14 protein-coding genes are annotated in these 14,403 nt (G+C 66.3%); 7 read left to right on the top strand and 7 right to left on the bottom strand.

Annotation, left to right across the window (positions count from 1 at the left end):
• Positions 1-44: 44 nt before the first annotated feature.
• From B447_RS01590 to B447_RS01580, 3 genes are read right to left on the bottom strand one after another with little or no spacing between them, the layout of a single operon-like run.
• Entirely contained in the window at positions 45-707 is a 663-nt protein-coding gene (locus B447_RS01590; RefSeq protein WP_002935851.1) for an HAD family hydrolase, read from the bottom strand.
• 58 nt (positions 708-765) lie between these two features.
• Positions 766-1,458 carry a DnaA regulatory inactivator Hda gene (gene hda, locus B447_RS01585; protein ID WP_002935849.1) on the bottom strand — a complete coding sequence of 231 codons (693 nt, stop codon included), beginning with the start codon at positions 1,456-1,458 and terminating at the stop codon, positions 766-768.
• The gene (locus B447_RS01580) at positions 1,455-2,561 is read right to left on the bottom strand and encodes an AI-2E family transporter (protein ID WP_002935842.1); all 1,107 of its coding nucleotides are present in this window, start codon (positions 2,559-2,561) and stop codon (positions 1,455-1,457) included. Before B447_RS01580 ends, hda begins: the two co-directional genes overlap by 4 nt.
• A 141-nt stretch (positions 2,562-2,702) precedes the next feature.
• On the opposite strand from B447_RS01580, the gene purM reads away from it, so the two are divergent.
• A complete protein-coding gene (gene purM, locus B447_RS01575; RefSeq protein ID WP_002923667.1) occupies positions 2,703-3,761 on the top strand; it encodes a phosphoribosylformylglycinamidine cyclo-ligase in 1,059 nt (352 codons plus the stop codon).
• An 86-nt stretch (positions 3,762-3,847) separates the two neighbouring features.
• Positions 3,848-4,207: a DUF2784 domain-containing protein gene (locus tag B447_RS01570; protein ID WP_002935836.1), complete on the top strand. Its 360-nt coding sequence runs from the start codon at positions 3,848-3,850 to the stop codon at positions 4,205-4,207.
• Between the two features lie 215 nt (positions 4,208-4,422).
• Here the strand turns inward: B447_RS01570 and B447_RS01565 are convergent, their stop codons facing one another.
• Positions 4,423-6,507 (bottom strand): cation:proton antiporter, encoded by a 2,085-nt coding sequence (locus B447_RS01565; RefSeq protein ID WP_232431423.1) that lies wholly within the window; start codon positions 6,505-6,507, stop codon positions 4,423-4,425.
• 267 nt (positions 6,508-6,774) lie between these two features.
• Between B447_RS01565 and B447_RS01560 the strand changes: the two genes are divergently transcribed.
• From B447_RS01560 to B447_RS01540, 5 genes are all read left to right on the top strand, one after another.
• A complete protein-coding gene (locus B447_RS01560) occupies positions 6,775-7,251 on the top strand; it encodes a hypothetical protein (protein ID WP_232431422.1) in 477 nt (158 codons plus the stop codon).
• A gap of 61 nt (positions 7,252-7,312) precedes the next feature.
• Complete coding sequence (locus B447_RS01555) at positions 7,313-7,570, top strand: hypothetical protein (RefSeq protein WP_002935830.1); 258 nt, start codon at positions 7,313-7,315, stop codon at positions 7,568-7,570.
• Positions 7,571-7,580: 10 nt separating this feature from the next.
• On the top strand, positions 7,581-8,006 hold the full coding sequence (locus tag B447_RS01550; protein ID WP_002935829.1) for a VOC family protein: 426 nt from the start codon (positions 7,581-7,583) through the stop codon (positions 8,004-8,006).
• Between the two features lie 160 nt (positions 8,007-8,166).
• Entirely contained in the window at positions 8,167-9,291 is a 1,125-nt protein-coding gene (locus B447_RS01545) for an efflux RND transporter periplasmic adaptor subunit (protein WP_002935827.1), read from the top strand.
• Positions 9,292-9,301: 10 nt separating this feature from the next.
• A complete protein-coding gene (locus B447_RS01540; protein WP_198291735.1) occupies positions 9,302-12,376 on the top strand; it encodes an efflux RND transporter permease subunit in 3,075 nt (1,024 codons plus the stop codon).
• 67 nt (positions 12,377-12,443) lie between these two features.
• On the opposite strand, the gene B447_RS01535 is transcribed toward B447_RS01540, so the two are convergent.
• The 3 genes from B447_RS01535 to miaA all read right to left on the bottom strand — a co-directional run bounded on the left by B447_RS01535 (position 12,444) and on the right by miaA (position 14,398).
• Entirely contained in the window at positions 12,444-12,665 is a 222-nt protein-coding gene (locus tag B447_RS01535; RefSeq protein ID WP_002935824.1) for a YdcH family protein, read from the bottom strand.
• A 177-nt stretch (positions 12,666-12,842) separates the two neighbouring features.
• Entirely contained in the window at positions 12,843-13,388 is a 546-nt protein-coding gene (locus tag B447_RS01530; protein ID WP_002935821.1) for a DUF1415 domain-containing protein, read from the bottom strand.
• A 62-nt stretch (positions 13,389-13,450) separates the two neighbouring features.
• Positions 13,451-14,398 (bottom strand): tRNA (adenosine(37)-N6)-dimethylallyltransferase MiaA, encoded by a 948-nt coding sequence (gene miaA / locus B447_RS01525; RefSeq protein ID WP_002935819.1) that lies wholly within the window; start codon positions 14,396-14,398, stop codon positions 13,451-13,453.
• Positions 14,399-14,403: the final 5 nt, after the last annotated feature.

Below are 14,403 nucleotides of genomic sequence, written 5' to 3'. Positions count from 1 at the left end.
CCGATCGCCCCGTTGCGGCGGTGCGCCTTCCCCCGCCCGCGCATTCAGCGCAGCGAGATCACCGGCCAGCCCTGCGCGGTGGCATGGGCGCGCAAGGTGTCATCCGGATCGACCGCGACCGGGTTGGACACGCGCCCCATCAGCGGCAGGTCGTTGTGCGAGTCGCTGTAGAACCAGCTGTGCTCGAAGCTGCCCATGTGCAGGCCGAGCGATTCCAGCCAGGCTTCGACACGTTCGATCTTGCCGGCCTTGAAGGCCGGCGTGCCGCGGGGCTTGCCGGTGAAGGCGCCGCCCTCCTGGGCGGGGATCGTCGCGACCAGGTGCGGGATGCCGAACTCGCGCACGATCGGTCCGGTGACGAAGGCATTGGTTGCGGTCACCACCGCAACCAGAGCGCCATCGTCCATGTGCTGGCGGGCCAGCGTTCGTGCCTTGGCCGTGATCATCGGGCGTATCACGACGTCCATGAACTCGCGATGCCAGGTGTCGAGCTGGGCGCGCGGGTGGCGCGCCAGCGGTGCGAGCTGGAAGTCGAGGAAGGCAAAGATGTCCAGCGTGCCGGCCTTGTAATGCTCGTAGAACTCGATGTTCTTCGCTTCCTGGACTTCGCGGTCGAGGACGCCCTTGCCGATCAGGAACTGGGCCCAGGCAAAATCCGAGTCGCCGGCAAGCAGGGTGTTGTCGAGGTCGAAGAGGGCGAGGTTCAAGGCGGTGCTCCGTTGGCTGGTAGGTCGTATTGGTGAGGGGCTGAGTGCGTGAGAGGGCTCAGATCTCGAGCCCGTGCTGCATCATCTCGCGCAGCAGGGGCAGGGTGATCGGACGCTTGCGTTCGAGCGAGGCGGCGTCGAGCGCATCGAGCACGGTGCGCAGGCTGGCGAGGTCGCGGCGGCCATGGCGCAACAGGAAGTCGATCACTTCGTCCGACAGACGCAGGCCGCGCCGCTCGGCGAGCGTGCCAAGGATGCCTGCGCGCGAATCGTCGTCGAGCGGCTGTACCTCGTAGATCAGGCACTGGCCGATGCGGGTGCGCAGGTCTTCGCGCAAGTGCAGGCCGAGCGGGGCTGACGGACCGGCGAGCAGCAGCGACTGGCCGTTGCCGCGGGCACGGTTGAAGGCGTTGAAGAGCGCGATCTGGGCCTCGGCGCCCAATTGGTCTACATCGTCCACCGCCACCATGGCGTCGGGCGTTTCGGGCAGGTTGTCGTCGATGTCGGCAGCGGTGAACAGGTGAGCGGGGCGGCCGCTTTCGCGCGCGAGGGCCGCCGCTGCGCGCAGAAGATGACTGCGTCCGCTGCCGGGCGCGCCCCAGAGGTAGACATGGCGCACCGGCAGCTGCCGCGCCGTACCCAGGCTGGCGAGCAGCGACACGGTTGCGACCAGCTCGGCATTGGTGCCGGCGACGAAATTCTCCAGGGTCGGTGGCGTGTCAGGGCGGATGTCGAGGACGAGCTGTTTCATTTTTCGCCCTCGTCAGCGGTAGGTGGCGTAGCACCGTCGCGGCCCAGGTAAACCGGGCTGGCGTACCAGGCACCTCGTATCTCGCGCAGACCCACCAGCAATGCTGCACTCACTGGCAGCGCCACCAGCACGCCGACAAAGCCGAACAGCTGGCCGAACGCCATGAGCGCAAAGATGACCGCCAGCGGGTGCAGGCCGATGCGCTCGCCGACCAGGTAGGGGGTGAGCAGGAAGCTCTCGAGCAGCTGGCCGAGGCTGTACACCACGGCAACCCCGAGCAGCGGCGTGATGCCCTCGCCCTGCAGTAGCGCGGCCATGATCGCCAGCAACAGGCCGCCACCAAAACCGACGAAGGGGATGAACACCAGCAGGCCGGTGAGCACGCCCACCGGCAGGGCGAACTTGAGTCCGGCCAGCCACAGCCCGACGCTGTAGAAGACCGCGAGCAGCAGCATCACCGAGAGCTGGCCGCGCAGGAACTCGGACATCACCGAATCGATGTCGCCGATGATGCGCAGCGTGCGCTCGAGCATCGGCCGCGGCACGATGCGCTGCAGTTCGGCAAGGATGCGCGGCCACTCCTGCAGCAGATAGAACATTACCAGTGGAATCAGGAACAGGTTGGCGACGAAGGCGATCACCGCCATGCCCCCGGTCTTGAGGTGCCCGAGCATGATCGGCAGCAGGTCCTGCGCACTGTCCCAGTGGTCGGTCAGGAGCTTGCGGAACTGCTCGGCATCGAGCTTGATCTCTGCGCCCAGCCGGGCCTGCAGCAGGGGGGCGACCTCGGCATTGAAGAGCTCGATCAGCTCGGGCAGGCGGCGCACCAGCAGTACGCCTTCGCGATACACCATTGGCAGCAGGATCAAGGCCAGGGCCACCAGTAGCAGGCCGAGGCCGATGATCACCAGCAGTACGGCGAGCGCGCGTGGCACGCGGCGCGCGACCATCCAATTGACGGCGGGGTCGCAGATGTAGGCGAACACCGCGGCAATCACGAAGGGCGTCAGGATCGGGCCGAGCAGCCAGAACAGGCCGACCAGTGCGATACCGGTCGCCATCCAGACGCGGGTTTGCAGGCGATCGGCGCGGGCAGTGTTCATTTCAAGTAAAATCGCGGACTTGGCGCGGGCGTCAGCCGCCCGCGGAACCCGTAAATGTAGCCACTTGGCGTGGCGGCCTCAAGTTGAGTGCGCCGCCGGGTGGCCCCGCCCTGCATTTCTTGCGAGCCCAGAGGACCGACCTTGAGCGCACCCACCTCTCCCAATCAAGCCTCCCTTTCCTACCGCGACGCCGGTGTGGACATCGAAGCCGGCGACGCCCTGGTCGACCGCATCAAGCCTTTCGCCAAGCGCACCATGCGTCCCGAGGTGCTGGGCGGCATCGGCGGTTTCGGCGCACTGTTCGAACTGTCGAAGAAGTACAAGGAGCCGGTGCTGGTGTCGGGCACCGACGGCGTCGGCACCAAGCTCAAGCTCGCCTTCCAGCTCGACAAGCATGACACCGTTGGCCAGGATCTGGTGGCAATGAGCGTCAACGACATCCTGGTGCAGGGTGCCGAGCCGCTGTTCTTCCTCGACTACTTCGCCTGCGGCAAGCTCGACGTAGACACTGCCGCCGACGTGGTCAAGGGCATCGCCCAGGGCTGCGAGCTGGCCGGTTGCGCGCTGATTGGCGGCGAGACCGCCGAGATGCCGGGCATGTACCCGGCCGGCGAGTACGATCTCGCCGGCTTTGCCGTTGGCGCGGTGGAGAAGGCCGACATCATCGACGGCAGCAGGATCGTACCGGGCGACGTGGTTCTCGGCCTCGCCTCGAGCGGCGCGCACTCCAATGGCTACTCGCTGATCCGCAAGATCATCGACGTCGCCCAGCCCGACCTCGACGCCGACTTCCACGGCCGCAAGCTGCGCGACGTGGTGATGGAGCCGACCCGCATCTACGTCAAGCCGCTACTGGCGCTGATGCAGGCGCAACCCGGTGTGGTGAAGGGCATGGCCCACATCACAGGCGGTGGCATCACCGAGAACGTGCCGCGCATCCTGCGCGACGAGCTCACCGCCCGCATCGACGCCGCGAGCTGGACGCTGCCGCCGCTGTTCCAGTGGCTGCAGAAGGAAGGCAACGTCGACATGCAGGAGATGTACCGCGTGTTCAACTGCGGCATCGGCATGGCGGTCGTCGTTGCAGCGGCGGATGCGGATGCGGCCGAGGCTGCGCTCAAGGCGGCGGGCGAGGCGGTGTACCGGATCGGCCGCATCGATGCGCGCAAGGCTGGAGAGGCGCAGACCATCGTCGGCTGAGGTCGACAGCGGCGGCGGCGGGGGGCCGGCGCATGGCACTCCGGCGGGCGCCGTGTGCCGGGCAGGATGCCTGAGGAGGCTCGACCGTGATCTACCGCGTGGCGGCCGACGGCGTGCTGGTACTGCACCTCGGCTTCATCCTGTTCGTGGTGTTGGGCGGGCTGTTTACGCTGCGCTGGCGGTGGGCGCCGCTTCTGCACCTGCCGGCCGTGGCCTGGGGCGTGTTCATCGAGCTGAGCGGGGGTATCTGCCCGCTCACGCCGCTGGAAAATCTCTTGCGCGCGAAGGCCGGTCAAGCGGGCTACACGGCCGGCTTCATCGAGCACTACCTGCTGGCGCTGATCTACCCGCCCGGGTTGACGCCGCAGATCCAGGTTGTGCTCGCAGGCGTCGTGATCGTTGCCAATGTGCTCATCTATGCCTTCGTGCTGAGGCGGCGGCATTGATCCGGTCGGCCAGGTGCAGCGTCGGCCGCCCGCAGCAGATAGATGCATATCCGCCTTCAACCCCTCGCGGCTTGCGCCGCTCCTACGGCGGGAACATACGCTGCGGCGCTCTCCTGTAGGAGCGGCGCCAGCCGCGAGCTTTTTTGAGCGGTCATCCGGCGTGGTCGCCTTCAACCCCTCGCGGCTTGCGCCGCTCCTACCGAGGGGCGGGGCGTTCAGATGCTTACTCTCCGGTTCGAATCGCTGACATCGATCACCGTTTGCGCGCCCGCCCCCAGGGCGAGGTCGTCGCCACGCTCGTCACGCGGTATGGCTGGATAGACGAGCAGGATGTTCGTCTCCGGAAAGATGCCGGCCAGACGCCCGGGCAGCAAGCGCATCGCGGGGCGCCAGGCGAGACCGCCGACGCGCGCGCCATAAAGGACGAGGGCATCTCCCGGGCCCTTTTTGTCGCTGATGACGCGGATCAGATTCGACCACTTCGCCAGCCCCAGCGTGCGTACCTCGCACTGTGGTGCAATGCCCTTGACGCGTTTGCTGACCTCGGTCTCCTGTTTGGTTTCGGTGAGGATCACGAGCGTGCCGTCGAGCTGTCTGGCAAGGCGCTTGACCAGACGCACGGCGAGCGGAAAGCCGGGTTCGTGGCGGGCGTCGGGTGGAATGGCGAAAAGCAGCCGGCTGCAGGTGTTCAGGGGTGTCCTGGGGCGGCTTACGATCAGGTTGTATTCGCGCTCGGTCAACATGTTCTCGACCAGCGAGCCGAAGAACAGCTCGGGTGCCGTGGTGCGTTCGCTCCAGCCGACGATGACGTCGGTTCCACTTAGCTCGCGCCTCGCCTTGAGGATGCCCGATGCAAGGTTCAGGTCGATGCGTGTGGTCGGCTGCGAGCCCACGTCCGCAGCGGAGAGGTAGCTCGTTGCGCGTGACAGGACACGTTCTGCCGCTACGACCTTTTCGTTCGCGTCCTCCCTGTCCTCGATGACCGTCAACGGGAATATGGGCTGCTGCTGGTCCGGTTCGCGCAGCATCATCGCCAGGTCGAGCAAGGCCTTGTGTGGCGCACGGCTGGACAGGCTGACGAGGATGCGTTGCTTCGAGCCGATCACCGCGTTGTCGTTGCTTGCACTCTGGCGGGCGATCTTGCGGCCGTGGTGATCGACCTGCAGTGGGGCGACGATGCAGGTCACCAGCATCATCATGATCGCGCCGTTGACCACCGCATCGTCGAAAAGGCCCAGATCGTAGCCGACGATCGTTGCCGCCAGCGTAGCCGCGGCCTGAGCGACGCTCAGACCGAATACAAGGCCGGCCTGCTCGCGGCTGTAGCCGAGCAACACGCGAGTGGCGGCGGCGGCAAGCCACTTGGTCACCAGCACGGAGGTGAGCATGGCGAGCATGATCGACAGTGAGCGCACGTCTGCGACAAGCACGCTGACATCGAGCAGCATGCCGACCGAAAGCAGGAAGAAGGGGATGAAGATCGCTTCTCCGGTGAATTGGATCCGGTTCATGAGTGCGCTGTTGTGCGGGATCAGCCGGTTCAGCGCGAGGCCGGCGAGAAAGGCGCCGACAATCGGTTCCGAACCGGCAAGGTGCGCCATGCCGGCGCAGCCGAACACCGTCGACAGCACGAAGACGAACTCCGACACCCCGTTGCGTCCGACATTGCGGAAGAACCAGCGTGCGAGCTTGGGCAGGCCGAACAGCACGATCACGCCATAGAGCACGAGGCTGCCGACCAGCGTGTGCCAGAAGTAGTCCCCAGTGTCGCCACGTGTCGACGCGGCGATCACGGCGAGTACGAGCAGGGCGAGGGTGTCGGTGATGATCGTGCCGCCGATGGCAGTGGTGACGGCTTGATTGTGTGCGATGCCGAGCTGTCGGGTGACCGGGTACGCCAGCAGTGTGTGCGATGCGAACAGGCTTGCGAGCAGAATCGCTGCGGGCAGGCTGAAGCCGAGGACGTAGTACCCCACCAGCGTGCCCACACCTTGCGGAATGGCGAAGGTGAGCAGGCCGAAGACGAGGCTGTGCATGCGGTAGCGCTTGAGCACGACGAGGTCGATCTCGAGCGCGGCGGAAAACATGATGTACAGCAAGCCGACGGTACCGAACAGCACGAACGACTGGTCGCGGGCGAGTACGCCGAGGGCATTGGGGCCGAGTATGGCGCCCGCCAGCAGCAGACCGATCGTGCCAGGCAGGCGCCAGCGCCCCATAACGATGGGGGCAAGCAGGATCAGCAACGCGACGAGTGCGAACACCAGGACGGGGTCCGTAATCGGGAGATAGTCGTTCATTTTGCGCCGCACCATCCGGGAGCGAAGGCTGCATCATAGCGCCGCTCCGGCGCTCGCAAGCAAGCCTGGTGTCGCGTGGGAGGGCGCCGCGCAAAGAAGGCAATCGCCCTGCACGTTGCGGTGTCGTCGGTTAGACTCGGCCGCGGATCTGCAGCGAGAGGGCGGGATGCTGAGCGTATCGGGCGATGTGATCGAAGTGGTGAGGGGTGCGTGCGACCTGCCGAGCGCGGAGGATGCCGCATGACGCCCCGGGGAGGCGCTAGCTCGATGAGATGGGTCTGGATGAGCGGTCTGCTTGCGCTGGTCCTGTCTGCCGCCATCACGGTTTACCTCTGGCCGCTCAGCCCGGGTGTCCTGGCACTGCAGTTCGCCTGGTCGCCGCGCACGTTCGGCGAGATCATTCACCTTTGGCCGCCCGAGGATCTTGAACGTTACCGCCGCCATCTCGTCGTCGATCATGTCTTGCTGCTGTCCTACGCGGCGTTCGGTTGGTTGCTCGCCACGCGTACCCGTGCGTTCGAGCCCTTGGGGCGGGCAGGGAGGGCGTTTGCGCGCGTGTGCCTGCCGCTGGCGGCTGCCTTCGATGCGGCGGAGAATGCCTTTCATGCCTGGCTCACGGAGGTGCCGCGATTCGATACGCCGCTGACCTACCTGTTGTCGACCGCATGTTCGTCCCTGAAGTGGGCGCTGCTGTTCGTGTTTGCGGCGCTGCTCCTGTGGGCGTGCGCCCGCGGCGAGGACTGAGGCGGGGATTGCTGCTACGCTGTCCGCCAGTCCAGCCCTCAACATCAGGGAGTATCAGACCATGAACATCCGGACCTTGCTCATGAGTGGTGCCGCAGTGCTTGCGACCGCGGCGTCGGTCGTCGTGCTCAGCGCTGCGCCGTCGGCCGCCGAAAGCCGGGCGCAGGGCCTGCCCAGCCTGGAGCCGCTCGACTGCGTGTGCTCGCGCGGTGTCGAGCTCGGCGCCGCGGGCGCTGCCGTGTCCACCTTGCGCAACTGCCAGTGCGGTGCGATGCAGTGCGTTGTACATGTACAGTCGGGCCACCTGCAATGTCGATGAGGTCTGCCTCATGAAGCCGCGCGTCACGGTGATCACCCTCGGGGTGGATGAGCTCGAGCGCGCGCTGCGCTTTTACCGCGATGGCCTGGGCTGGCCGACCAAGGGGATCGTCGGCACCGAGTTCGAGCATGGCGCCGTAGTCTTTTTCGACCTCCAGCCGGGCTTGAAGCTGGCGCTCTTTGAGCGCGCGAGCCTGGCCCACGATGCGGGCGTGACAGTCGGCGCGAGGAGTTCCACCGAGTGCCTGCTCAGCCACAACGTGGCCAGTCGCGATGCGGTCGACGCCGTGGTGGCGCAGGCGAAGGCGGCCGGTGCGCCCATTCCGCAACCCGCGCGCGACACATTCTGGGGGGGCTACGCCGCTTACTTCCAGGACCCCGACGGTCACCTCTGGGAAGTGGCCTGGAACCCGCAGTGGCCGCTTCCCGAGGATTGAATACTTTGTGTTGCGGCACCGAGAGGCCCTTGCGTGCCGGGAAACCAATGGCGCACAGGCCGGTCCGTCTTCTGGGCTGGTGCCAAGATGGCGCCGGGCGCCGTTGGCGGCGTAGCATCCCAGCCCGCCTGCGCTTTGCAATGAAAACCATAGAGGCATCATGTCTTCACGTCGTACTCCCGTCCTGGCACTGAGCCTCGCTGGCCTTGCCGTCGTGGCTGCGCTCGCCTGGTATGTCAACCGCGAGCAGTCGGGGGGGCTGAAGGCCGATCGTCCGGGCCTCGCGGCGACCGTGACTGCAACGGGCGCCGCCGCGCCTGTGCGGGTCGAGGCGCAGACGGTACGGGCGCTGGCCCTCGCAGACGATGTAGCGGCGGTGGGCTCGCTGGTGTCGAACGAGTCGGTCGTGCTGCGCCCCGAAGTGTCGGGAAGGATCGCAGCGATCCGCTTTCGCGACGGCCAGGCAGTGGAGCGTGGCGAGGTGCTGGTCGAGCTCGATGCCGCGGTGCAGCGCGCCGAACTACAACAGGCGCGCGCCAACCTGACCCTTGCTGAGTCCAATTTCGGTCGGACCCAGGATCTGTTTGCACGCAAGTTCGTCAGTCAGAGCAGCCTCGATACCGCGCGTGCTCAACTTGAGGTGGCACGCGCGGGTGTGGCGCTGGCGCAGGCGCGGCTCGAGCGCATGCAGATCCGTGCGCCCTTCGACGCCGTAGTGGGCATTCGCAGCGTGAGCCCGGGCGATTTCGTGAAGGACGGCGATGCGCTGATCAACCTCGAGGATATCGCGACGCTCAAGGTGGATTTCCGCCTTCCCGAGCAGTATCTGGACCGTGTGCGTCGTGGCCAGGTGGTCGAGGTATCGAGCGACGTGCTGCCGGGCGAGCGCTTCAATGCTGTCGTGGATGCAGTCGATCCGCTCGTGGACGCCCAGGGGCGGGCAGTGCGGCTACGTGCGAACCTGGACAACCCCGACGGCCGTCTGCGCCCCGGGGTTTTCGCGCGTGTGCGCCTGATCCTCGCCGAGCGTAGTGGCGTGCTGGTGGTGCCGGAGGCGGCGTTGGTGCCGGCGCCGGGCAATGTGCAGTACGTCTATCAGGTCGTCGATGACACAGTGCGCAGGGTGGATGTCCGTACCGGGGTGCGCCGCAATGCTGTCGTCGAGATCACCGAGGGCTTGTCCGCAGGTGCGGTCGTGGTGACGGCCGGCCAACTGAAGCTGCGCGACGGTGCGCAGGTGACGCTCGCGGATGCGCCCAGCGGCGTGGCGCTGGCGGCGGACTGAGGCAGGCAGCGTGCGCATCTCAGACATCTGCATTCGCCGTCCGGTGTTCGCCACCGTGCTTTCCTTGCTCGTGCTGCTGGTCGGGATGATGTCGTACTCGCGGCTTACCGTGCGCGAGTACCCCAATATCGATGAGCCGGTGGTGACGGTCGATACCCGTTACCGCGGTGCGAGCGCAGAGATCGTCGAGTCCCAGGTCACCAAGCCGCTTGAAGATTCGCTCGCCGGTATCGAGGGCGTGGATGTGCTGTCCTCGATCAGCCGCCAGGAGCGCAGCCAGATCACCGTACGCTTCCGCGTCGAGCGCGATGCCGACAGCGCCGCGGCCGACGTGCGCGACCGCGTTTCGCGCGTACGCCAGCGCCTGCCCGACGATATCGATGAGCCGGTGATCGCCAAGGTCGAGGCTGACGCCAGCCCGATCATATGGGTTGCGTTCTCGTCAGACCGCCACTCGCCGCTGGAGATGAGCGACTTTGCCAGCCGCATCATCAAGCCGCGCCTGCAGACCCTGCCTGGCGCAGCGGATGCGCGCGTGTTCGGTGAGCGTCGCTATGCGATGAGGATCTGGCTCGACCGCGACCGCATGGCGGCTTTCGGGCTCACCGTGCAGGATGTGGAAGACGCCATCCGGCGCCAGAATGTGGAGCTGCCCGCCGGACGCATCGAGAGTCGCGAGCGCGAGTTCGCGGTGGTGGCGCAGACCGACCTGGTCGAGCCGGCGCAGTTCGAGGCGGTAGTGCTGCGCCAGGCCGGCACGCCCGACGCCTACCCGGTGCGTATCCGCGACGTCGGCCGTGTCGAGGTGGCGCCCGAGAACGAACGCACTTCGGTACGCTTCATGGGCCGGCCGGCGATCTCTATCGGCCTCATCAAGCAGGCCACTGCGAATCCGCTCGACCTCAAGCGCGGCCTTGACGAGATGCTGCCACGCCTGCAGGCGGAGCTGCCGGAAGGCATGTCGATGACGATTGCCAACGACACCACGGTGTTCATCGAGCGCTCGATCGATGCGGTGTTCGCCACGATCTGGGAGGCGGTGCTGCTGGTGGCCGGCGTGTGCCTGTTCTTCCTGCGCAGCTGGCGTGCGATGCTGGTGCCGCTGGTAACGATCCCGGTGTCGCTGGTCGGCGCCTTCACGCTGATGTATGCCCTGGGCTTCTCGATCAACACCTTGACCCTGCTGGCGCTGGTTCTGGCGATCGGGCTGGTGGTGGACGATGCGATCGTGGTGCTGGAGAACATCTATCGCCATATCGAAGAAGGCATGGCGCCGCTGGCGGCAGCCTTCCAGGGTGCCAGGGAGATCGGTTTCGCGATCGTGGCGATGACGATCACCCTGGCCGCGGTTTATGCGCCGGTGGCCTTCATGACCGGGCGCACGGGGAAGTTGTTTACCGAGTTCGCACTCACTCTGGCGGGGGCGGTGCTGGTGTCGGGCTTTGTCGCGCTCACCCTGTCGCCGATGATGTGCGCGAAGCTGCTGCGCCACGAGCGCACGCATGGACCGGTGTACAACGCCATCGAACGTTTCCTGAGCGGGCTGACTCATGGCTACCGTGGCGTGTTGTCGGCCTCGCTGGAGCTGCGCTGGCTGGTGATGCTGGTGTTTGCCGTGGTTGCCGGGAGCTCGGTGTGGCTGATGGGGCAGCTCAAGACCGAGCTCGCTCCGCTCGAGGATCGAGGGCGCGTGGTCGGCTTGTTCAACGGCCCGGAAGGCGCGACGCTGGACTACATGGCGCGCTACGCACGCGAGCTCGAGGAGATCTACGCCAGCATTCCGGAAGTAGACCGCTACCTCGTGATCACCGGCAACCCGACGGTGTCGCAGGGTATCTCCTTTGTCGGGTTCGCCGACTGGAGCGAGCGCGCGCGCAGATCATCCGAGATCGCCTCCGAGTTGCAGCCGCGCATGCGTGCCGTGACCGGGGTCAATGCCTTTCCCAGCCTGCCGGCGTCATTCGGTCAGGGGGCACGTTCGCGGCCGGTGAGCTTCGTGGTGTCGACCTCGGACAGCTACGAGGAGCTTGCCGCCGTCGCCGAGGCTTTTCTCGATGCGATGCGCGACAACCCTGGCCTGGTGTCGCCCGACACCGACCTCAAGCTCACCATGCCCGAGCTGGCGGTGGAGGTCGATCGCGACCGCGCTGCAGACCTCGGGGTGGCCGTCGATGTCATCGGCCGTACGCTGGAGACCATGCTCGGCGGCCGCCAGGTCACGCGCTACAAGCAGGACGCCGAGCAGTACGAGGTGATCGTCCAGGTGGCGGCGGATGATCGCCGCGACCCGCGTGACATCCGCGACATCTATGTGCGGGCGCGCAACGGCGACATGGTGCCGCTGGCGAGCGTCGTTAAGGTGAGCGAGCGCGTCGCGCCGCGCGAACTCAATCACTTCGGCCAGCGCCGCTCGGTGACGATTTCGGCCAACCTGGCGCCCGATTACACGCTGGGCGAGGCCTTGAAGTGGATGGAGGCGACTGCAGAGCGCCTCCTGCCGCCGGGCTACGGTACCGACTACGACGGCCAGTCGCGCGAGTTCAAGTCGAGCTCGGCTAGCCTGGCGCTGGTGTTCGTGCTCGCGCTGGCTTTCATCTACCTGGTGCTGGCGGCGCAGTTCGAGAGCTTTCGCGATCCCTTCATCATCATGCTCACCGTGCCGCTGTCGATGACCGGGGCGCTTGGTGCGCTGTGGCTGACTGGCGGCACCCTCAATGTATATAGCCAGATCGGCCTGGTCACCCTGGTCGGCCTCATCACCAAGCATGGCATCCTGATCGTGGAGTTCTCCAACCAGCTGCGCGAGCAGGGGCAAGCCCTGCGCGAGGCCGTGGTCGAAGCCGCGGTGCTGCGACTGCGCCCGATCCTGATGACGACTGGGGCGATGGTGCTGGGGGCGGTGCCCCTGGCGCTGGCGACCGGTGCTGGTGCCGAGAGCCGCCAGCAGATCGGCTGGGTGATTGTCGGCGGGCTGCTGATCGGTACCTTCTTCACGCTGTTCGTGGTGCCGACCGTCTACACGCTGCTGGCGCGTCGTGAGCGTGAGGCGCTGCCAGACGGGGCATCGGCACAGATCCAGACCTGAACAAGCGATCGGGCCCGCACCCCGCCCGTGGCGCGAGTGCGGGCCCGGTTGACCGTGTGTGCCGTTGTCAGCCTGCGGTCTCGGCCTTCTTCAGGTGCGCATAGATCTGATCCTTGATCAGCAGCTTTTCCTTCTTCATCACTTCGACTTCTTCGTGAGTGCCGAGCTCGATGTTCGCCTCGACGTTCTTGATCTTGTGATCCAGTTCGTTGTGGCGCTCGAAGAGCTGGGTGAAGTGACGGTCGGTGTTCTTGAGACGGGTGATCAGTTCGCGGTATTCGGGAAACATAGGCTCTCCTGCATTTCAGGCTTGGGAAAAGTCGCGATCTGTTAGCTGCAGTCTACTCCTCTCCCTGTGCCTCCGCGAGTGTCTGCCCGTGACCTGAAAGCCCCCGCGGCTGGCGCCGCGCCCACTGCAGCCGACCTGTACGCGGCCCCGCTGAGCTGTGGGGCGCGACGCGGGCGTTCAACCGAACAGGTAGGGGAAGAGTCTGTTGCGCTCCTCGGCGCTGAGCGCCTTCATGCGCTTGACGTTGCGCTCAGGGATGGCATCCACGTCGGGGTAGTGGGCGATGATCTTCTCCAGGCTCTCTTCGCGGATGATGTGGAGCAGCGGCCACGGCGAGCGGTTGGTGAGGTTGCCAGGGTCATCGCTGTCGGTGTCGGCGAACTGGTACTGGGGATGGAAGCTTGCGACCTGCAGTTCGCCTTCCCAGCCGAAGTGCTCGACCCAGAGGTCTACGGCATCGAGGAAATCATTGTAGTCGGCGAAGTCCTCGAGCATGTCGGGGATGGCGAGCAGCGTGGTCTCGAGCTGTTCCGCCGGGGTGTCCGACAGGCGCTCGAGTTCGGCCTGCAGGTCGTTGAGCAGCGCTTCCTCGTCGCGCGCATGGCTGACGGCGATGCGCACGCGCCCCTCGCGCCGTGGTTTGGCGGCGAAGGGACAGAGCTCGAGGCCGATGACGACTTCGTCGAGCCACTGCTCGACGTCGCTGATGATCTGTTCGTCCATGGGTTTCCGTTGCTTGGGGTAAGAAATGGGCTGGAGGGAGTGGGGCGGCGGGGTACTTGCGCTCAGCTGTCGAGCAGGCTGAATGCCGCCGCGCGCACGGCCTCGGTGAGGTCCGGGCGCAGGCAGTCGAGCTCGATCAGGTCCGGCCATGTTTCGCGGAACTGTCTTTGCCAGGTGAGCTGGCGCTTGGCGAGCTGGCGGGTGGCAGCGATGCCCTTGAAGCGCAGTTCATCGTAGCCGAGGTCACCGTCAAGATACTCCCAGACCTGGCGATAGCCGACGCAGCGCATCGACGGCATGGCCGGGTCGAGCCGATAGTCGTGGCGCAGCTGGCGGACCTCGTCAATGAAACCGGCATGCAGCATGGCGTCGAAGCGCTGTTCGATGCGAGTGTGGAGCACCTCGCGAGCCGAGGGTGCAAGTGCGATGGGCAGCAGTCTGCAGGGCAGGGCGCTGTCTTCCTTGCGCTCATAACTCTCGGCCAGCGGCCGGCCAGTCAGGCGCACGATCTCCAGGGCACGCTGGATGCGTTGGGCGTCACCGGGTTCCAGGCGGGCCGCGGCCCCGGGGTCGAGGCGGGCGAGTTCGGCGTGCATGGCTGGCCAGCCACGCGCAGCCGCTTCGTCGTCAATGGCGCGGCGCAGGGTCGCGTCTGCCGCCGGCAAATCCGACAGGCCGTCGCGCAGGGCCTTGAAGTACAGCATGGTGCCTCCTGCGAGCAATGGAACATGCCCGCGCGCCGTGATCTCTGACATCAGACGCAGCGCGTCGGCGCGAAAGCGGGCCGCGGAATAGCTTTCTTCCGGGGAGATGATGTCGATCAGGTGATGCGGGCAGGAGGCCTGCTCTTCGGCACTGGGTTTGGCCGTGCCGATGTCCATGTCGCGATACACCAGGGCCGAGTCGACACTGATGATCTCGACCGGGAGCCGTTGCGCAAGCGCGAGCGCACAGGCCGTCTTGCCGCTGGCCGTCGGCCCGAGGAGGAGGAGGGCGGGTGGGCGCGGCAATCCCT

Origin of the sequence: Thauera sp. 27 (assembly GCF_000310125.2) — a bacterium.
GTDB lineage: Bacteria > Pseudomonadota > Gammaproteobacteria > Burkholderiales > Rhodocyclaceae > Thauera > Thauera mechernichensis.
Note: the sequence above shows the minus strand (reverse complement) of the source record. Positions and strands in the feature narration are given on the sequence as shown.